This is a genomic window from Mesorhizobium sp. B2-7-2 (assembly GCF_006440775.1).
Classification (GTDB): domain Bacteria; phylum Pseudomonadota; class Alphaproteobacteria; order Rhizobiales; family Rhizobiaceae; genus Mesorhizobium.
In genome coordinates, this window is the sequence record NZ_VFTZ01000006.1 from 94,471 (window position 1) to 113,410 (window position 18,940).

Below are 18,940 nucleotides of genomic sequence, written 5' to 3' on the forward strand. Positions count from 1 at the left end.
AACACATCGCAGCCGCCATCCCCTTTTCAGCCGATGACCCGATCCACAGTTTTCATGCCGTTCGACATAGTCGAGGGCGACCGCAAGAAAGGCGTCGTGCTTCTCGCCGACCACGCCCGCCGCGATCTCCCCGACGAATATGGCAGTCTCGGCTTGCCGGCGTCCGAATTCGACCGTCACATCGCCTATGACATCGGCGTCGAGACGGTGACGCGCGAGCTCGCCGCTGCGCTTGACGTGCCGGCGGTGCTTGCCGGCTTCTCGCGGCTGCTGATCGACCCCAACCGGGGCGAGGACGACCCGACCATGATCCGCCAGCTCTATGACGGCACCGTGGTGCCGGGAAACTATCCGATTGCCCGGGAGGAGCGCGAGCGGCGGCTCGATCGTTTCTACCGGCCCTATCACGACGCCGTCGGGGCGATGATTGCCTCCGTCGCCCATGCTTCGGGCAAGGCGCCGTTCATCCTCTCCGTGCATTCCTTCACGCCGGCGATGCAGGGTTTTGTCCGCCCCTGGCATGTCGGCGTCCTGTGGGACCGAGACGACCGCGTGGCGCGGCCGCTGATCGACATGCTGGCCGAGGACAAGTCCCTCGTCGTCGGCGACAACGAACCCTATGACGGCGCGCTGCGCGGCGACACCATGTTCCGCCATGCCATCGTCAACGGCTATGCGCATGCGCTGATCGAGATCCGTCAGGACCTGATCGCCGACCGCGCCGGCGCCTTGACCTGGGCCGAACGCCTGGCGCCGATCGTTGACGCCATCGACCGGCGCCCCGATATACATCAGGTGAAGATGTTCGGTTCGCGCACGGGACCGGTGTGACGAGACCGATAGGCCGGGAGTTCCCCAATGACCGAACTCAGCGACGACCAGAAACGCGATTTCGAGGCAGCCGCCTTCCGTCGGCTGGTGACGCATCTGCGCGAACGCGGCGATGTCCAGAACATCGACCTGATGAACCTCGCCGGCTTCTGCCGCAACTGCCTGTCCAACTGGTATCGCGAAGCCGCCGAGGCCGAAGGTGTGGCGTTGTCGAAGGACGAGTCGCGCGAGATTATCTACGGCATGCCTTATGCCGAATGGCAGGCGCTCAACCAGACTGAGGCATCGGAAGCCAAGAAGGCCGAGTTCGAGGCGCGGCGGCCGAAGGATCACTAAGCAGCCTTGTATGGCTCGTCCCTGCGGCTTCGTCATTCTAGGGCGGAGCAAGGAGCGAAGCGACGCGCGCAGACCCTGGAATCCATTCCGTGACGCCTGCCGAAGAATGCTGCGGTCCAAAATATCATCGCAACGGCGCTGCTCGGGGACCTTCTGCACCGCTGCAACGCTCCTAAGGCACGGAATGGATCCTCGGGTCTACGCGCGTCGCTTCGCTCCTTGCTCCGCCCGTGGATGACGAACGGAGAGGCGTCGCAGCAATCGTCAAAGCAGCAGCCTGCCGCGAACGACGCCGACCCCCGATCGCGCCCTTGGTCCAAGCACTTCCCCACTGCGGTCCTTGACTACGAATTGAATCGATCTAATTTGCCGCGCGAACTCTTTGCATGGCGGATTTCAGACCATGAGCGTGCAAACCACGATGCAGGCCGCGACGCGCGGCCGCTGGGCCGTTGCCGGTATTTTCCTCGCCAATGGTTTTCTCACCGGCAGCTGGGCGCCGCAGATCCCGGTGTTTCTTACCCGGCTCGACATCACCCGATTCACCCTCGGCCTGCTGATCCTCCTGTTCGGCGTCGGCGCCGTCATCGCCATGACCTGGTGCGGCCATCTGATCTCCCGGCACGGCTCGCGCAGCGTGACGCGCTGGTTCGGTGTCTGCGGCAGCTTCGGCCTGCTGATCGTGGCGCTCGCGCCCAACGTTCCGCTGGCGGCGATTGCCATGCTCGTCTTCGGCGGCTCGATCGGCGGCATGGATGTCGCCATGAACTCCAACGCCGTCGTGGTGGAAAGGCGGCTTTCGCGCGCGATCATGTCGTCGTCGCACGGCTTCTGGAGCCTCGGCGGCTTCGCCGGCGGCGCGCTCGGCGGCTACTCGATCCAGAATTGCGGCTATCTTGCCCATGCTGTCGCGGTGACGATGATCGCCTTTGCCGTCATCACGTTTGCCATTCGCCATCTCATTGCCGAGGACCGGCCGCAGGCGGTCGAGCACCAGAGATTCACGCTGCCGCGGCACATGGCCGTCTATCTGGTCGGGCTGATGGCGCTGCTCACCATGATCTCGGAGGGCGCGGTGCTCGACTGGGCGGCGCTCTTCCTGCATCAGGAACTGGGCGCCGATCTCGCGGTCGCCGGGCTGGCCTATGCCGCCTTCTCCGGGGTCATGGCGCTGATGCGTTTCCTGGGCGACGGCGTGCGCAACCGCTTCGGCGCGGTGGCGACCTTGCGCGGCTCCGCGCTCGTCGCCGCCGCCGGCATGCTGGTCGCCGGCCTCTCGCCCTCGCCTTACCTTGCCATCGCCGCCTTTGCTTTCTGCGGCTTCGGCATCGCCAACATGGTGCCGATCATCTTTTCGGCCGGCGGCAACCAGGAAGGCATGTCGTCCGGCACCGGCATGAGCGTCGTCACCACCATGGGCTATTCCGGCATATTGGTGGCGCCGTCGGCAATCGGCTTCGTCGCCGAGCATTCGAGCTTCGGTCCGATCTTCGTCGCGCTTTCCGGATTCTTGGTCATCGTCCTCTTGATGGCCGGCCTCGCTCACCGGGCCGAATTCGCGCCTGAGCCGGATGACTTCAGGTCGGATCGACCTGAAGTCATCCGGCTCTAAGATCAGACAAATAGAGCATGATGTCGTCCGAAAACCGCTTCACACTTTTCGGCATCATGCTCTAACCGATCCCAGCCGAATAACGCCTCAACTCCTCATGCAGGAAGTCCGCCACGCGGCGGATGCGCATGCTGGTGCGCACGTCTCGATGCATGGCAAGCCAGACCGGCAGAACCGGCAGAGGCACGTCGGGCAACAGCTTTTCCAGGTCCGGATCGCGGTCGGCCAGCGGCTCCTGGCCGATGCCGATGCCGTTGCCGGTCCGCACCGCTTCCCACAACACGATCTGGTTATCGGTCCTGAAGCGGAAATGGCTGCGGCCGACCGGGATGCCGGACGCAGTGAAACCGCGAATGATCTCGTCGCTGCGGTCGAAGCCGACCAAGGCGTGATCCACGAGGTCGGCGGCGTTTTCCGGGCGGCCGCGCCGCTCGAGATAGCAGCTGGCGGCACATAGGCACAGTGGAATGTCGGTGACTTTGCGCGCCACCAACTCGTTTTGCGCCGGCCTGACCATGCGGATGGCGATATCGGCATCGCGGCGCAACAGGTTCTCGACCTGGTTCGAGGCGACGATCTCGACCTCGATGCCCGGCTCCTCCTCGCCGAGACGCGCCATCATGCTGGGTAGCACGAAGGCCGCGACAACCTCCGAGGCGGCGACGCGCACCGTGCCCTCGATCGCTTCGACCGAACCCAGCGCCAGCAACGAGAACGCGTTGGCCTGCTCGCTGACCGCCCGGCCGCGCTCGCAGAGCGTGCTGCCCGCCTCGGTCAGCTCGTAGCCGCGCCGCCCGCGCCGGAACAGCGTGACGCCCAGCGCCTGCTCGAGCTCGGCGATGTGACGGCCGAGCGTCGGCTGGCTGGCCGCGAGCCTGCGCGCCGCGCCCGAAAGACTGCCGGTCTCGGCGACCGCGACAAAACTCTTGATCAGGTTCCAGTCGAATTCCTTCATTCATTTTTGAATAACAGATCGCCAATCACAGTCAATTTCAATTCACTGGCGAAGGCATCAGATTGGTCGGGCAAACGCAAAACAACGGAGAGAACAAATGACCAAGATCGCAATCCTCGGCGCCAATGGCCGGCTCGGCCGCGTGGTCGGCAAGGCTTTCATCGATGCCGGCTTCGACGTTCGCGCCGTCACCCGCACCGGCAAGGTGCCGGCGGAACTGACGGGCGCCACGGCGGTTGCCGGCGATGCGCTCGACCGCGACTCCCTGATCCGTGCAACGGAACGCGTCGACATCGTCTTCAACGGCCTGAACCCGATCTACACCGACTGGGGCAAATGCATGCCGATGGCGGAGAACGTCATGGCCGCCTGCCGCGAAAACGGCGCGCTGCACCTCTTCCCGGGCACGGTCTATAATTACGGCTCGCCTATGCCGCAGGTGATCGACGAAACAACGCCGTTCCATCCGACCACCGAGAAGGGCCGCATCCGCTGCGCCATGGAAGCGCTGTTCCGCAGCGAGGCCGACGCCGGCCGCGTGCGCACCATTGTCCTGCGCGCGGGCGATTTCTTCGGCGGCACCGGCTCAGGCTCCTGGTTCGACCTCGTCGTCGCCGCCAAGATGGAGAAGGGCGTCTACACCGCGCCCGGCCCGGCCGACCTCGTGCATGAATGGGCCTATCTGCCGGACTTCGCCGTCGGCTTCGTCGGCCTGGCGAAGAACCTCGACAAAACAGGCTTCTACGAGGCCATCAATTTCCCCGGCCACGCCATCACCGATCTCGACATGAAGGCCGCGGCCGAGAGGGCGCTGGGCCGCAAGCTGAAGCTCTCCTTCATGCCCTGGTGGGTGCTGCGCGCCGGCAGCCCGTTCGTGGCCATGTGGCGCGAGATCGTCTCGATGTCCTATCTGCGCTTCGAAGCGCACCGGCTCGTCTCGACGCGGCTGGAACTGGTCATCGGCGAAATCCCGCACACCCCGCTCGACCAGGCGGTGAAGGAGGCCATGCAGGACATCGGCATTTCAGTCGCGAGTTCGCGCGAGGCCGCCTGATCAGATCCTGCCCAGCAACAAGAGTATCAACAGCACGACCAGGATGACGCCAACGATCCCCGACGGCCCGTAGCCCCAGGAGCGCGAATGCGGCCATGCCGGCACCGCGCCGATCAAAATCAGGATCAGGATTATTACGAGAATTGTGCCGATCGTCATGAGAAACCCTCGCCGTCTGGTTGAACTTGAAGGCACAATGCAAAAAGCCGCCCGGTTGTTCCCGGGCGGCTTTTGTCCTTGGGGTTGTGAAGCGCTCTATTCCGCGGCTTTCGGGAAGGCGACTTCCGGCTCGGCGCCGGTCTCCTTGGCTGGTTCGTCGGTCGCGATCTCGCCCTTGCCGCGCCGGAACAGGCGGCTGAGCCAGTTGCGCCGCTGGCCGGGCTTCACCTTGGCGCGGGTGAACACCATCAGCATCGACGGCGTCACCACGAGCGTCAGCAGCGTGGCGAAGGACAGGCCGAAGACGATCGCCGAGGACAGCGAAATCCACCATTGCGTCGACGGCGCGTTGATCGTCGTCTCATGATGGAAGATTTCGAGACCGAGGCCGAAGGCGATCGGCAGCACGCCGAGGATGGCCGACACCGCCGTCAGCACCACCGGACGGGCGCGCTCGCGGCAGGTCTGCAGCACCGCGTCCATCTTGTCCCAGCCTTCCTCGCGCAACCGGTCGTAAGTATCGATGAGCACGATGTTGTTGTTCACCACCACACCGGCCAGCGCGATGACGCCGATGCCCGACATGACGATGCCGAAGGCCTCGCCCGTCAGAAGCAATCCGAGGAACACGCCGATCGTCGCCATGACCACGCAGGACAGGACGAGCCACACGCTGGTGAATTTGTTGAATTGCGCAAGCAGCACCAGGAAGATCAGGAAGATCGCCGCGCCAAAGGCCTTACCGAGGAAGGCGCTCGCTTCCGCGCTGTCCTCGTTGGAGCCTGCAAGCTTCCAGCGGATGCCGCTGCCGAGGTTCATATCGGCAACCGCCTTGGTGACTTCCGCCTGCACGGCCGCCACCTGCGCGCCGGCGCTGACATTGGCCTGGACGACCACGGTGCGCGCGCCGTCGATGCGGTTGAGGATGCCGACGCTGGGCTTTGCCTTGCGGATGACGAAATTGGAGATCGGCACAGCCCCTTGCGAGGTCTGTACCCTCAACTCGTCGAGAGTCGACAGCGTGCGCCGATCCTCGGGCAGGCGCAGCCGGATATCGACTGCCTTATCGGCGCCGGCCGGCCGGTACTCGCTGAGCTTCAGGCCGTTCGTCACCAGTTGCACGACGGTTCCGACCGAGGTTGGGCTGATGCCGTATTGCGCCGCCTTGGCGCGGTCGACCTCAATCGCCCAATCGACGCCGGGCGGCGGCAGGCCGTCCGAAATGTCGATGACATTGGGGATCTTGGCGATGCGTGCAGCGACCGCGCGCGCCTTGTCGTCGAGCCCGGCCGGGTCGACGGCCGACAGCCGGATCTGGATCGGCTTGCCGGTCGGCGGGCCGGCTTCCGGCACGCGCACTTCGACATCGACGCCGGGAATGCCGGCCATCACGCCGCGCAGGTCGGCGAGGATCTGATTGGCCGACTTGCGCTCGCGCCAGTCGACGAACTCGTACTGGATGACGCCGACCACGTCTTCCGGGATGTCCTGGCCGCCGCCTTGCGTCTTGCCGACGCGGGTATAGACCGACTTCACGCCGGGCCAGCCGAGCAGACGGTTTTCCGCCGTTTTCGTCGCGGCGTCCATTTCCGCCAGCGAGAGATTGCCGCGGGCATGCACATAGAGCAGGCCGTAATCCGGCTCGACGCTGGGGAAGAACTCGACGCCGGCGCCATATTTCGAATAGGCGAAGCCGACGCCGACCAAAAGTCCGACGGTAAGCAGGATCACCGTGATCGGGAAGCGCACCGCCTGCTTGACCACGGCCATGTACCAGCCGTCGCGGTTGCCTTCCTCGTGATGCTGCGGCGCCTTGGCGAAGATCGCGCCCAAAGTCGGCGCGAAGACCAGCGCGTAGAGCATCGAGGCCGACAGCGTCACGATCAGCGTGATCGGCATATATTTCATGAAGTCGCCGATGATGCCCGGCCAGAACAGCAGCGGCGAGAACGCGGCGATGCGCGTCATCGTCGCCGCGATGACCGGGCCGGCCATGCGCTTGGCGGCCAGCGCGAAGGCGTCCGCCTTCGGCATGCCCTCGCTCATGCGTCGTTCCGCGAATTCGGTGACGATGATGGCGTCGTCCACCAGCATGCCGACGGCCAGGATCAGGCTGAACAGCACGATCATGTTGATCGTGTAGCCCATCATGGCAAGCAGCAGGATGCCCATCAGGAACGATGACGGGATGGCAAGCCCGATGAGCAGCGAGGCCCGTCCCGACAGCGCGTAGAGGATGACGATGAACACCAGGATGACGGCGATCATCACATGGTTCTGTAGGTCGCCCAGCAGCTGGTTGACGAAGACCGACTTGTCCTGCGTGTAAGTGACATGCATGCCCTCGGGCATGGTCTTGATAAAGGTGTCGGACACTTCCCTGACGTGGTTCAACGTGTCGATCAGGTTGGCGCCTATGCGCTTCTTGACTTCGATGGCGATCGCAGGCTTGCCGTTGAGACGAGTGACCGTCTCGGCGTCCTTGAAGGTCGAGCGTATCGTCGCGATGTCCTTGGCCTGGACCACGGCGTTCGGCGTGGCGACGACCGGCAGGTTGGCGACATCCTCGGGCGTCTCGATCAGCGACGGCACCTTGACCGCGTATTTGCCTTCCGAGCCTTCGAGATTGCCGGCCGCGACCAGGCTGTTGGAGGAGGCGACGCCCTGGATCACCTGGTCGAGCTGCAGTCCGTAGGAGGAAAGCTTCACCGGATCGACGACAACCTCGACGAGGTCGTCGCGAGCGCCCTGCAGCGAGCCTTCGAGCACGCCGGGCACCTCCTCGATGCGGTCGCGCAACTCGCGCGCGGCCGACGTCAGCACGCGCTCCGGCACATCGCCGGAAAGCGTGACGACCAGAACCGGGAATTCCGAGACGTTGACCTCGTTGACGGTCGGCTCCTCCGCCGCCTGCGGCAGGTCGGCCTTGGCGTCCTGCACCTTGCTGCGCGTATCCTGCAGCGCCGTCGCGAGATCCGTCTGCGGCTGGAATTCGACCAGCACATAGCCGCCCCCCTGGAAAGCGGCCGAGCGCATCTCCTTGAGCCCCTTGAGGCTCTTGAGCTTGCTTTCCATCGGTCTCAGCAGCAGGCGCTCGGAATCCTCCGGCGAGATGCCCTGATAGATCAGGCTGACATACATCATCGGAATCGGAACGTCGGGCTCCGCTTCCTTCGGCGTCGACTGATAGGCGATCCAGCCCGCGATGATCAGGAACATCAGCGCCGATATGGTGAGGCGGGCGTTATTGATGGCGAGTCTGACGATATCCATGACTTCGGCCTGTTATTGCTTCGGGGGCTGCGGACTGCCATCGCCGGATTGGTCCGGCGACGGACGCGTCCTGCTTACTGCGTGCCGGCGGTGGCTTCGCCGATCAGCTTGTTGATGGTCGCCTGGTCGGCCTCGACGGGCTTCACCAGGTCGCCCTCCTTCACCAGCTCCTGGCCGGCGACGATGATGCGCGCATCCTGCGGAATGCCGCCCAGCACCAGGCCGTGCGGCGTGTCGTCGACGAGGTCGATCGGGAAGAACGCCACCTTGTCGTCCTTGCCCACGGCGCGAATGCCGAGGTCGCCCTTGTCGCCCAGCGTCACCACCGAACGTGGCAGCATGACCGCATTGGTCGGCTCGGCGCTGAGCGCGATCTCGGCCGTCATGCCGGCGGGGATGGAGCCATCGGGATTGGGTATCGCCACCTCGACGCGGAAGGTGCGGGTCTGGGCCGAGGCATCGCGACTGATGTAGCGCACGGTGCCGGTGACCTTCTGGTCGTTGACGAGGCGGATATCGGCCTCGTCGCCGATCTTGACGTAGCGCAGGTCGCGCTCGCTGATTTCGCCGCGGGCGATGACCGGATCGAGCTTCAGGACCGTCGCCACCTCGCCGCCCTGCATCACCGAGCTGCCGAGCTCCACCGGGATGCGGTCGATGACGCCGTCGAACGGCGCCTTGACCTCGTTGCGGTCGAGCTCCGCCTGCGCGGTGTCCAGCTGCGATTGCGCCAGCGTCAGGTTGGAGCGGGCGGTGTCGAGCTGCAGCTTCGGCAGATTGCCGGTCTTGGCCAGCCGCTCGGCGGCATCGAGCTCGGCCTTGCGCTGTGCCAGCAATTGCTTGGCATTGTCGACATTGGAGATCTTCTCCTCGGCCGCGAGCATCAGCACGAGGTCGCCGGTCTTGACGTGGTCGCCCTGCTTGACCGGCAGCTTCTCGATGACGCCGGCGACGCGCGTCGCCAGCACGGCGCGCTTGTCGGCCTCGGTCAGGCCGGAGATGCGGATGGCGCGCGCATAGGTCTTGCGCGGCGGCGTCACCACCGCGACCGTGCGCAACGCGGCTCGGGGCTCGGCTTGCGCCGTGTCCGGCTTGGTGGCCTCCGGCTGAGCGGGCTTGCCGGCGTCGGCGTGCTTGTCCGTGGCGACCGCCTTGTCGGCGGCGCTACCGACGGACGAAAACTCACCCGTACCCATCCAGGCCGCGAATCCGATGAGCACCACAATGGCTGCAAGCTTGTGAAACCTGATTTTCGGCATCGTCATTTTTTTCCGTTGCAGGACCTGGCGAGGTCGGCGCTTCCGACTTCAGGCGCGCGGCCGATATGGGTGTGCGCGGGGCCTAGTTCAATTTGCCGTGATCGGCGAAGCGCAGCTTCTACCTGAAAGTTGCGGCGCAATATAGCCGGAAAAGTTGCGGAAGCATTGCGAAGTGGAACGTGGTTCCTCGACAAATCCAAGCTTTTCTGGCAGCAGCTGCCGCTTTTGCGGGCGCGCCGATGGCTTTCCATGGGTTTCCCCAAGGGTACTGGCAGCAGCCGTCAGGATGATGCGGAAAGCTCCCCTATGAGGCGCCGATCATCCGGGTTGACCGCTGTTCCGTCCCCGCCATTCCCGGGCTGAAGCTGTCAAGTGATGAGCTTCAGCAGTCGGAAAAGACGCTCGAATGTCTTGCCATAGGGCGGGCGCAGCAGGCCGCCGGCGCTGAGCTTCGACTGGATGAAGATCGGCTTTTCCTTGCTGAAGGTGCGAAAACCCCACTCGCCGTGATAGGCGCCCATGCCGCTGTCGCCGACGCCGCCGAAGGGTTGCCGCTCCTGCGCCAGATGCATCATGCAGTCATTGACCGTGACGCCGCCGGCCACGGTTTCCCGCATGACCCTCCGGCGATTGGCGCTGTCGCGGCCGAACCAGTAAAGCGCCAGCGGCCGCTCGCCCCGGTTCACATGATCGATGGCCTCGTCCACGCTGCCATATTCGACGATCGGCAGCACCGGTCCGAAAATCTCCTCGCGAATCAGCCGCAGAGTCTCGCTGGCATTGCGCACCAGCACCGGCGCCATCTTGCGGTCGCTGATGCCGAGCTTCTCGTTCGCAGGATTGACCTCGATGATGTCGGCGCCGCTGTCGCGCGCCTCGGCGACCATGTCGCTCAGCCGCCGGTGATGCCGCTCGCTGACGATCGCCGTATAGTCGGGATTGTCGCCGAGGCGCGGATAGAGCTTTGCGATCGCCGCCGCGAACTTGGCCGCGACCGCCGCGCCCTGGCCTTGCGGGACCATCAGATAGTCGGGCGCGATGCAAGTCTGGCCGGCATTGAGCAATTTGCCATAGGCGACGCTGGCGACCGCCGCGTCGAGATCGCAGGAGGGATCGAAGATCGCCGGCGACTTGCCGCCGAGCTCGAGCGTCACCGGCGTCAGATTGGCCGCGGCGGCCAGCGCAACCTGGCGGCCGACGGCGGTCGAGCCCGTGAACAGGAGGTGGTCGAACGGCAAGGACACGAACGCCTTGCCGACCTCGGCATCGCCGACCATCACGCTGACCTCGTCGGCGGCGAAATATTTTTCGACCAGGCTGGCGAGCAGGTCCGAAAATTTCGGCGTCAGCTCCGAAGGCTTGATCAGCACGCGGTTGCCGGCGGCCAGAGCGGCGGTCGCCGGCGCGATGGCGAGCTGGAAAGGATAGTTCCAGGGCGAGACGATGCCGACGACGCCGAGCGGCTGCGGCAAGAGGCGGTTGCGGCCGGGCAGGAAGGGCAAGCTGGTGGCGACGCGGCGCTCGCGCATCCAGGCGCCGAGATGCGACAGCGCATGCCTGATGCCGGCGCGCACGACGAACAGTTCGGCAAGCCGCGTCTCCTGAGCCGAGCGGGCGGAAAAATCGCTGCCGATCGCCGCGCAGATCTCGGCCTCGTGCTTTTCAGTGAGCGCCAGCAGGCGCTTCAGCCGATCCTTGCGCACCTCGATGCCGGGGAAGGGTTCCGTCTCGAAAGCCCGGCACTGCGCCTCGAACCTGACCCCGAGATCGTTCTGTCTGGCCTGCAGCATCGCGACCTCCCCTTTACGTTCAGGTAAATTACATCGCCCCGACAACCGAATCCAGCATTGCCCCGGTTCCGTTGGGGAAAGCTCCAGCAATTGTCCCGATCCAAGCGCCTCAAAAGTGCCGTTTGTCCCCGTCATCGACATAGGAACCCCACCGGTCCGCAAACGGCCCTTTTCGCCGTTCATGCATGCGTTAACGGTCCTCGGCCACGGCGCGGCTCACGACAAAAACCGCAAGATCGGTCGAGCGCGTCATGTCCGCGCGGCTTAGCTGATGCTGCCACGGAGAATAAAACGATGAAGGCGGCAGTTCAAAATCACCATGCCCGGATGCGGCGGGTGCTGGATCATATAGACCGGCATCTGGACGACGATCTGGACCTGGACGCGCTGAGCAGCGTCGCGGCCTACTCGAAATATCATTTCCACCGGCAGTTCACGGCGACCTTCGGGCTGTCCGTGCATCGCTACATCCAGCTCGCCCGCATGAAGCGCGCTTCATTCCGGCTGGGCTACGCGGACGCCGAAAGCGTCACGGATATAGCGATGGATGCCGGTTACGACGCACCGGATGCCTTCGCCCGCGCCTTTCGTCAGCGGTGCGGGCAATCGCCTTCGTCGTTCCGGAGATCTCCCGATTGGGGGTCGTGGCTGATGGCCTTCGGGCCGCTCGACAACGCGAGGAGAAAGCTCATGCAGATAATCTTTACACCGGAAGACGTGACGATCCGCGACGTGCCGCCCACGCCGGTGGCGATCATGGAACATCGCGGGGATCGGGCGACGCTCGGCGACACCATCCAGCGGTTTATCGCCTGGCGCAAGGCAGCCGGCTTGTCGCCCGAGACGAGCCCGACCTTCAACGTCTTCCGTTCCGAGAGATGTCCCGCTGTCGCGGCCGACTACAGCATGGATATTTGCGTCGGCACCGACCAACCGATCGACGCTGGCGACAAGCAGATGAAGGCCGGCGTGATCCCCGGCGGACGCTGCGCCGTGCTGCGCTATCCCGGCAACACCAACAATCTGGAGCCGGCAGCACTCTACCTTTATCGCGAATGGCTTCCGGCCAGCGGCGAGGAAGCACGCGATTTTCCGATCTATTGCCAGCGACGACTGTCCTTCCTTTCGGAGCTCTCGGTGCCCGAGATCGTCGTCGAGCTCTTTCTGCCACTGAAATAGCGCCGCCTTCTGACAACGGTCCGTCCCCTGCGATCGCAAGGGACGGACCGGCAGCTGTCCACCCTGTCTCGGCCTCGCAGGTTCAAGACCTTGCAATCAGGCCCGCCGCCGCGCGGATTCCGGCTTGAGGCGTGCGGCGAGGAACTCCTTGACGCGCCGCCCCGGCGCCGGGCCGCGCATCGGCCTGAAGCCGTCGTCAAGCTCGCCCGACAGGTCGAGCGTCGCTTGGCTGCCGACGGCGTCGTAGTTCTCTTCCAGCCAGTCGCTGGCGGCACTGCGGCCGAGGTCGCGCAGATAGGCGATGAAAGCCCATTCGGCGTTGACCTTGGACGACGCGGAGAGGTCCTTGAAAGCCTCGTCGGCATCGATGCGGTGCATGCGGATGTCGCGATATTCGCCATGCGGCAGGCGCCCGGCCGCGATCAACTCCTTGACGAAGGCGATCGAGCGGAATTCACGCAGGAGCCCGGCGTTGAAAGTGATCTCGTCGATGCGGTTCTGGATCTCATTGGCGCTCTTCGGCGTACCTTCGCGCACCACCGGATTGATCTGCACCAGAAGCACGTCCTCGGTCGCCGCCGTCTTGAAGAACGGATAGAGCGCCGGATTGCCGCCATAGCCGCCGTCCCAATAGGGCACGCCCTTGATCTCCACGGCGCGGAACAATTGCGGCAGGCAGGCCGAAGCCATCACCGTGTCGAGGTCGATCTCGCCGTCGGAGAAGACGCGCAGCTGTCCGGTTTCGACATTGGTCGCCGAGATGAACAGCTCCATCGACTTGCAGGCGCGCACATTGTCGAAGTCGATCTCCTTCGCCACCACATCGCGCAGCGGGTTGAGGCCGAGCGGATTGGCGACATAGGGCGAGAACACCCGCGACATCGTGTCGAAGAAGACATAACCGGGCGTGTTCTCGATCGACCAATTGCCCCAGACCACGTCCCACGGCATGCGCTGCACCGGGCTGAAACGGCCCTTCGAGGCCACCGCCCGCCAAAAATCCTCGAGCTTCTTGCGCGCGCCTTCCACGCCGCCCCGGACAAAGCCGTCGGCCAGCGCCACCGCATTCATGGCGCCGGCGCTGGTGCCGGACACCGCCGCGATCTCCAGCCGCCCGTCCTCCAGCAGCCGGTCGAGCACGCCCCAGGAAAAGGCGCCATGCGAACCGCCGCCCTGGAGCGCGATGTTGATCTTCTTCTTTTCCTCCGCCTTGCCGTTCTTCGCCATGGCGTTCCTTGTCTCGATGCGCCGGCCTACCGCAGCGTTGTTTGCACGGAGACGGCGCAGTCAGCCTATGTTGCAGCGCAGCATATAAGGGCGAACCAAGGCAAGAACACGAACACACAAGCGTGATCATGGAATTTCCTCGCCCACGAAGTGGACTACAGCATGCTGTGACTGGCGTGACTGATCAGACCGAAGCTTGATTGCCACGTGGTTCCCCCAATCCGTCGCTGCTTCGCAGCGCCACCTTTCCCCCTCCGGAGGGAAAGGAAGGGAGCGTTGCTGGACGGGCGTTGAGGAAAGAAAGCTTGGCGCCTTCCTCTACCCCGTCGATCGGGGGAGAGGTGGCTCGGCGAAGCCGAGACGGAGTGGGGGTCGACCAGCGCTACATTAGCCCATGCATGCGCCAAGCTGCCATGCACGCTATCGCCAAGACCAGCCGCTTGGAGGTGCCGTAGCCGAGGTGGAGCGAGGAACTACCTCTTAGGCAACCAGATCTGGCACCGGCCCGACATAGCGCGACTGCGGCCGGATGAGCCGTCCGGTCGCCTGCTGCTCGCGCGCGTGCGCAATCCAGCCGGCAACGCGGCCGGCGGCGAACACGTTGGAGAAGGCCTCTTTCGGGAAGCCGACGGCTTCGAGCAGAAGCGCGGTGTAGAATTCGACATTGGTCTGGATCGAGCGCTGCGGCTTGGCGATGCTGAGCACCTCGAGCGCCGCCTGCTCCACCGTTTCGGCGAAGGCCAACCTGCTGCCCGTCTCCTTGCCGCTCGTCTTATTGCGCGAACCGAGCTGCCGCACGACAGTCTTCAGCGCGTCGGCGCGCGGGTCGCGCACGCGGTAGATGCGATGGCCAAAGCCCATGATGCGCTCGCCATGCGCGATCTCGTTGCGCAGCCATGCCGTGGCGTCGCCGCTGGCCTCGATGGCGTCCAGCATCTCGATCACCGGCCCCGGCGCGCCGCCATGCAGCGGGCCTTTCAGCGCACCGAGCCCGGCCAGGACCGCCGAGGTCAGTCCGGCCTGCGTCGAGGCCACCACGCGGGTCGCGAAGGTCGAGGCGTTGAGCCCGTGGTCGCAGACCGTCACCAGATAGCTGTCGAGCGCCTTGGCGAGCGCCGGCGAGGCGGAGCCGGAGAGCATGCGCAGCATGTCGCCGGCATGATCGGCTTTTTCGTCGGGAGCGACCGGCGTCTCGCCCCGGCCAAGGCGCAGCAAGGCCGGCGTCAGCACCGCAGGCGCCGCGACCAGACGCAGCGCATCGGCAAGCCCGTCGCCGTCCGGCAGGATGGCCATGCCGGCCCGCATGCCGCTGTAAATATCGAGCGGCGCCAAGTGGGCAAGCATTGGCTGCACGCGATCAAACGCTTCCACCCGCGCCTTGCCGATCGTCTTCTCCAGTTCGGCATCGCTCGGAAGGTCGTCGAAGAAGCCGTCGAACAGCAGCCGCACCACCTGCGCGTAGCGCCGGCGGCCGGCCAGTTCCATCAGCGAATGGCCGCGGATGGTGAGGTGCCCGCCCACACCATCGACATCGGAAAGCACCGTGTCTGCCGCCACAACATCATCGAGCCCATTTGCCATGATCGTCTCCTTGACCTTTTGTGCACGACAATTAATGCTGCGCAATCAATGCATCAATCTTGATCAAGATAATCAATGTAAGGCGGCAAATGACGGAATGGCTGACCCGGGATGAGGCGCTGGAGCGGCTCAACGTCCGGCCGCAGACGCTTTATGCCTATGTCAGCCGCGGCCGCATCGGCATGAAGCCGGACGAAGCAGACCCGCGCCGCAGCCGGTACCGCGCCGACGACATCGCCGCGCTCGCCACGCGCCGCGACCGCGGAAGGAGCCCGCAGGCAATCGCCGAAAGCGCCATCGCCTGGGGCGAGCCGGCGATTCCCACTTCGATCTCGACGGTGCTGCATGGCCGCCTTGTCTATCGCGGCAGGGACGCGGTGGAGATTTCGGCGACGGCGACGCTCGAGGAGACCGCCGAACTGCTATGGGCTTCCGTCCATCCGGTATCGTTCGCCTCGCTGACCCCTTCTGCCGCCCGGCAAAGCGGCACGCCCACCGCCTTCGCCAGGCTTTCGGCGCTCGCCGCCGGAGGCTGGTCCTCGCTCGGACGCAGGCCGGCGATGCTGCAGCAGGACGGCGCCGCCGCGACCAGCGCGCTGGCAACCGCGCTCGGCGCGTCGCCGGGCTCCGAACCCGTGCATATCAGGCTGGCGCAGGGCTGGTCGGTGGAAGCCGCCGGCGCCGATCTCATCCGCAAGGCGCTGGTGCTTTTGGCCGATCACGAGCTCAACGCCTCGACCTTCGCCGCCCGCGTCGCGGCCTCCACCGGCGCGCCGGTCGCCGCCTGCCTGCTCGCAGGCCTTGCGACGCTGACCGGCCCGCGCCATGGCGGTGCCGGCGCGGCGGCAATCACGCTTGTCGAGGATGCCGAGCGGCTGGGTCCAGACGAGGCGATTGCCCGCTGGCTCGCTCAGGACCGGCCGCTGCCAAGCTTCGGCCACCCGCTTTATCCGGAAGGCGATCCGCGCGCGCAAGCACTGCTGCCCGACCTGGAGATCGATGACGGGATCGTCCATCTTCGCGACGCGGTGCTCGCCGCGACCGGGCTGCATCCGAACATCGATTTTGCGCTGGCCGCGATGACGCGCAGCTTCAGCCTGCCGGCCGATGCGCCGTTCCGCCTGTTCGCGCTCGGCCGCAGCGTCGGCTGGACGGCCCATGCCATCGAGCAGGCGGCCAGCAACAGGCCGATCAGGCCCCGTGCCCGTTATGATGGGCCTATTAGCGTGGGACGATGACCATTAACCGGAACGCGTCTGAGGTCGTCATTCTAGGGCGGAGCAAGGAGCGAAGCGACGCGCGCAGACCCTAGAATCCATTCCGTGACGCTAAGGCGTTGCAACGTTGAGAGAATTCTGCACCGCTGAGCCCTACGGCGTCGGTCACGGAATGGATCCTCGGGTCAGGCCCGAGGATGACGACGGGATGGGCCTTTGCGCCAATCTCCAACGTTCGCGACCGCCGCCAGGCGGCGGCACACCCGTCAGGACATCGTGTCCAGCTTGCGCTGCATGGCCGCAATCTGCGCCTTCAATTCCTGCAGATCGTCGCCCTTCTCTTCCTTCTTCGCTGGCTCGGCGGCCGGCGCTGAATTGCCGCCGGCGGGCGGGAAAGGGGTGAACATGCGCATGGCGTTCTGGAACATCTCGACATTGCGTCGCGTCTGTTCCTCGAGTGCCTTGATCGGTGTCTTCATCATGTCGATCGGCGCTTTCCCGAAGGTGCCCTTGAGCTGCTCGCGAAACCGCTCCTGCTCCTTGGAGAAGGCGATCATCGATTGTTCGAGGAAGCTCGGCACGATCATCTGCATCTGATCGCCGTAGAAGGAGATGAGTTGGCGCAGGAACGGGATCGGCAGCATGTTCTGCCCATCCTTGTTCTCCAGCTCGAAGATGATCTGCGTCAGCACCGGATGCGTGATGTCGTCGCCGGTCTTTGCGTCCTGGACCGTGAACTCCTCGCCCTTCTTGACCATCTCGGCCAAGTCCTCGAGCGTCACATAGGTGCTTGTGCCGGTATTGTAGAGCCGGCGATTGGCATACTTCTTGATGACGATCGGGTCGTCTTTTGCGGCCATCCGTATCCTCCCCAGGACACCGGCACCTCTAGGAGTAAGCGGCCGGTAACGATTGCGCCCTTTATCGAGGATACGCGCAAAAGCCTCACAATTCCAAGCGGTTTGTGCACTGCGGCATCAATTAATGCTGCAGGGCATGACAAAATTCGCCGCGCGGTCAACGTCATGTTGCCGCAACCGGCGCGCGCTCTGCTTGCCGCGCATGGCGGCCATGCCCATTTCCGGTTTGACTCGGCTGCCTGAACCGGCAAGAAAGTCTTCAAGGATAGCTTAAAACACGACACCTCGAAGTCTGGAGAAGAAAATGTCCGCTTCCAATTCCATCGTCGTCGCCAGCGCCGCTCGCACCGCGGTCGGATCCTTCAACGGCAGTTTCGCCGCCACGCCGGCGCACGAGCTCGGCGCCGCCGTCATCAGGGAATTGCTGGCGCGCGCGAACGTCGAGGCGGCGGAGGTCGACGAGGTCATCCTCGGCCAGGTGCTGACCGCCGCGCAGGGACAGAACCCGGCTCGCCAGGCCTCGATCAATGCCGGCCTGCCGAAGGAGACCACGGCCTGGGGCCTCAATCAGGTTTGCGGCTCGGGGCTGCGCGCCATCGCGCTCGGCATGCAGCAAATCGCCACCGGCGATGCCAAGGTGATCGTCGCCGGCGGCCAGGAATCGATGTCGATGTCGCCGCATGCCGAGCACCTGCGCGCCGGCGTCAAGATGGGCGACTACAAGATGATCGACACCATGATCAAGGACGGCCTGTGGGATGCCTTCAACGGCTACCATATGGGTAACACCGCCGAGAACGTCGCCCGCCAGTTCCAGATCACCCGCGAAATCCAGGACGAGTTCGCGCTCGCCTCGCAGAACAAGGCGGAGGCTGCGCAGAAAGCCGGCCGGTTCAAGGACGAGATCGTCGCCTTCACCATCAAGGGCAAGAAGGGCGACACAACAGTCGACCAGGACGAGTACATCCGACACGGCGCGACGCTCGACGCCATGACCAAGCTGAAGCCAGCTTTCGACAAGGACGGCACGGTCACCGCCGCCAACGCGTCGGGCATCAATGACGGCGCCGCCGGCGCGCTGCTGATGACCGAGGCCGAGGCCGCGCGGCGCGGCATCACCCCGCTGGTGCGCATCGCCTCCTGGGCGACCGCCGGCGTCGATCCGGCAATCATGGGCACGGGGCCTATTCCCGCTTCGAAGCGGGCGCTGGAGAAGGCCGGCTGGTCGGTCAAGGACCTCGACCTCGTCGAGGCCAACGAGGCGTTCGCCGCGCAGGCCTGCGCCGTCAACAAGGGCATGGGCTGGGATCCCTCGATCGTCAACGTCAACGGCGGCGCCATCGCCATCGGCCACCCGATCGGCGCTTCGGGCGCCCGCGTCTTCAACACGCTGGTCCATGAGATGCGTCGCCGCGGCGCCAAGAAGGGCCTTGCCACGCTGTGCATCGGCGGCGGCATGGGCGTTGCGATGTGCGTGGAAGCGCTGAACTGAGCGAATAGCGAATAGGGAGTAGCGAATAGGGAAAACGGCGTCGGCGCAGCAGGCTTCAATCCCCTACTCGCTATTCGCTACTCCCTACTCGCTCCTCCGATCAACAGGGAGGAGC

Annotated in this window: 15 protein-coding genes; 7 read left to right on the forward strand and 8 right to left on the reverse strand. The window is 64.9% G+C overall.

The features are described from left to right. Positions 1-33 precede the first annotated feature (33 nt). From FJ425_RS10460 to FJ425_RS10470, 3 genes are all read left to right on the forward strand, one after another. Complete coding sequence (locus tag FJ425_RS10460; protein ID WP_140634486.1) at positions 34-831, forward strand: N-formylglutamate amidohydrolase; 798 nt, start codon at positions 34-36, stop codon at positions 829-831. A 27-nt stretch (positions 832-858) separates the two neighbouring features. Next, complete coding sequence (locus tag FJ425_RS10465; protein ID WP_140634484.1) at positions 859-1,167, forward strand: DUF1244 domain-containing protein; 309 nt, start codon at positions 859-861, stop codon at positions 1,165-1,167. Positions 1,168-1,570: 403 nt separating this feature from the next. Next, on the forward strand, positions 1,571-2,779 hold the full coding sequence (locus FJ425_RS10470) for an MFS transporter (protein WP_140634482.1): 1,209 nt from the start codon (positions 1,571-1,573) through the stop codon (positions 2,777-2,779). A 61-nt stretch (positions 2,780-2,840) separates the two neighbouring features. Here FJ425_RS10470 and FJ425_RS10475 read toward each other — a convergent pair whose 3' ends face one another. After that, positions 2,841-3,734 carry a LysR family transcriptional regulator gene (locus FJ425_RS10475; protein ID WP_140634480.1) on the reverse strand — a complete coding sequence of 298 codons (894 nt, stop codon included), beginning with the start codon at positions 3,732-3,734 and terminating at the stop codon, positions 2,841-2,843. Positions 3,735-3,831: 97 nt separating this feature from the next. Between FJ425_RS10475 and FJ425_RS10480 the strand changes: the two genes are divergently transcribed. Then, on the forward strand, positions 3,832-4,788 hold the full coding sequence (locus FJ425_RS10480) for an SDR family oxidoreductase (protein WP_140634478.1): 957 nt from the start codon (positions 3,832-3,834) through the stop codon (positions 4,786-4,788). Here the strand turns inward: FJ425_RS10480 and FJ425_RS10485 are convergent, their stop codons facing one another. The 4 genes from FJ425_RS10485 to FJ425_RS10500 all read right to left on the reverse strand — a co-directional run bounded on the left by FJ425_RS10485 (position 4,789) and on the right by FJ425_RS10500 (position 11,269). Then, positions 4,789-4,947 (reverse strand): DUF3309 family protein, encoded by a 159-nt coding sequence (locus FJ425_RS10485; protein WP_140544656.1) that lies wholly within the window; start codon positions 4,945-4,947, stop codon positions 4,789-4,791. It lies immediately after the preceding gene. A 96-nt stretch (positions 4,948-5,043) separates the two neighbouring features. After that, positions 5,044-8,220: an efflux RND transporter permease subunit gene (locus FJ425_RS10490; protein ID WP_140634476.1), complete on the reverse strand. Its 3,177-nt coding sequence runs from the start codon at positions 8,218-8,220 to the stop codon at positions 5,044-5,046. A 74-nt stretch (positions 8,221-8,294) separates the two neighbouring features. Then, positions 8,295-9,479 carry an efflux RND transporter periplasmic adaptor subunit gene (locus FJ425_RS10495; protein ID WP_140634512.1) on the reverse strand — a complete coding sequence of 395 codons (1,185 nt, stop codon included), beginning with the start codon at positions 9,477-9,479 and terminating at the stop codon, positions 8,295-8,297. A gap of 368 nt (positions 9,480-9,847) precedes the next feature. Beyond that, positions 9,848-11,269, reverse strand: coding sequence for a coniferyl aldehyde dehydrogenase (locus FJ425_RS10500; protein ID WP_140634474.1), 1,422 nt, complete (start codon positions 11,267-11,269; stop codon positions 9,848-9,850). A gap of 294 nt (positions 11,270-11,563) precedes the next feature. On the opposite strand from FJ425_RS10500, the gene FJ425_RS10505 reads away from it, so the two are divergent. Next, entirely contained in the window at positions 11,564-12,448 is an 885-nt protein-coding gene (locus FJ425_RS10505) for an AraC family transcriptional regulator (RefSeq protein ID WP_140634510.1), read from the forward strand. A gap of 96 nt (positions 12,449-12,544) precedes the next feature. Here FJ425_RS10505 and FJ425_RS10510 read toward each other — a convergent pair whose 3' ends face one another. Then, positions 12,545-13,675 (reverse strand): patatin-like phospholipase family protein, encoded by a 1,131-nt coding sequence (locus FJ425_RS10510; protein WP_140634472.1) that lies wholly within the window; start codon positions 13,673-13,675, stop codon positions 12,545-12,547. 480 nt (positions 13,676-14,155) lie between these two features. Continuing rightward, positions 14,156-15,256 carry a citrate synthase/methylcitrate synthase gene (locus FJ425_RS10515; protein WP_140723226.1) on the reverse strand — a complete coding sequence of 367 codons (1,101 nt, stop codon included), beginning with the start codon at positions 15,254-15,256 and terminating at the stop codon, positions 14,156-14,158. Positions 15,257-15,345: 89 nt separating this feature from the next. Here FJ425_RS10515 and FJ425_RS10520 point away from each other — a divergent pair, with 89 nt between their 5' ends. Next, positions 15,346-16,494, forward strand: a complete 1,149-nt coding sequence (locus FJ425_RS10520) for a citrate synthase family protein (protein WP_140634468.1) — start codon at positions 15,346-15,348, stop codon at positions 16,492-16,494. Between the two features lie 245 nt (positions 16,495-16,739). On the opposite strand, the gene phaR is transcribed toward FJ425_RS10520, so the two are convergent. Next, positions 16,740-17,333 carry a polyhydroxyalkanoate synthesis repressor PhaR gene (phaR, locus tag FJ425_RS10525; RefSeq protein ID WP_140634466.1) on the reverse strand — a complete coding sequence of 198 codons (594 nt, stop codon included), beginning with the start codon at positions 17,331-17,333 and terminating at the stop codon, positions 16,740-16,742. Positions 17,334-17,637: 304 nt separating this feature from the next. Between phaR and FJ425_RS10530 the strand changes: the two genes are divergently transcribed. Beyond that, positions 17,638-18,825 (forward strand): acetyl-CoA C-acetyltransferase, encoded by a 1,188-nt coding sequence (locus FJ425_RS10530; RefSeq protein WP_140723229.1) that lies wholly within the window; start codon positions 17,638-17,640, stop codon positions 18,823-18,825. The last annotated feature ends 115 nt before the right edge of the window (positions 18,826-18,940 follow it).

What these genes read in the sequence shown, in the direction of transcription:
- FJ425_RS10510 (WP_140634472.1), bottom strand. Translation starts at nt 13,675, where the DNA reads ATGGCGAAGAACGGCAAGGCGGAGGAAAAGAAGAAGATCAACATCGCG.
- FJ425_RS10480 (WP_140634478.1), top strand. Translation starts at nt 3,832, where the DNA reads ATGACCAAGATCGCAATCCTCGGCGCCAATGGCCGGCTCGGCCGCGTG.
- FJ425_RS10470 (WP_140634482.1), top strand. Translation starts at nt 1,571, where the DNA reads ATGAGCGTGCAAACCACGATGCAGGCCGCGACGCGCGGCCGCTGGGCC.
- FJ425_RS10460 (WP_140634486.1), top strand. Translation starts at nt 34, where the DNA reads ATGACCCGATCCACAGTTTTCATGCCGTTCGACATAGTCGAGGGCGAC.
- FJ425_RS10495 (WP_140634512.1), bottom strand. Translation starts at nt 9,479, where the DNA reads ATGCCGAAAATCAGGTTTCACAAGCTTGCAGCCATTGTGGTGCTCATC.
- FJ425_RS10500 (WP_140634474.1), bottom strand. Translation starts at nt 11,269, where the DNA reads ATGCTGCAGGCCAGACAGAACGATCTCGGGGTCAGGTTCGAGGCGCAG.
- FJ425_RS10485 (WP_140544656.1), bottom strand. Translation starts at nt 4,947, where the DNA reads ATGACGATCGGCACAATTCTCGTAATAATCCTGATCCTGATTTTGATC.
- FJ425_RS10505 (WP_140634510.1), top strand. Translation starts at nt 11,564, where the DNA reads ATGAAGGCGGCAGTTCAAAATCACCATGCCCGGATGCGGCGGGTGCTG.
- FJ425_RS10490 (WP_140634476.1), bottom strand. Translation starts at nt 8,220, where the DNA reads ATGGATATCGTCAGACTCGCCATCAATAACGCCCGCCTCACCATATCG.
- FJ425_RS10475 (WP_140634480.1), bottom strand. Translation starts at nt 3,734, where the DNA reads ATGAAGGAATTCGACTGGAACCTGATCAAGAGTTTTGTCGCGGTCGCC.
- FJ425_RS10465 (WP_140634484.1), top strand. Translation starts at nt 859, where the DNA reads ATGACCGAACTCAGCGACGACCAGAAACGCGATTTCGAGGCAGCCGCC.
- phaR (WP_140634466.1), bottom strand. Translation starts at nt 17,333, where the DNA reads ATGGCCGCAAAAGACGACCCGATCGTCATCAAGAAGTATGCCAATCGC.
- FJ425_RS10520 (WP_140634468.1), top strand. Translation starts at nt 15,346, where the DNA reads ATGACGGAATGGCTGACCCGGGATGAGGCGCTGGAGCGGCTCAACGTC.
- FJ425_RS10530 (WP_140723229.1), top strand. Translation starts at nt 17,638, where the DNA reads ATGTCCGCTTCCAATTCCATCGTCGTCGCCAGCGCCGCTCGCACCGCG.
- FJ425_RS10515 (WP_140723226.1), bottom strand. Translation starts at nt 15,256, where the DNA reads ATGGCAAATGGGCTCGATGATGTTGTGGCGGCAGACACGGTGCTTTCC.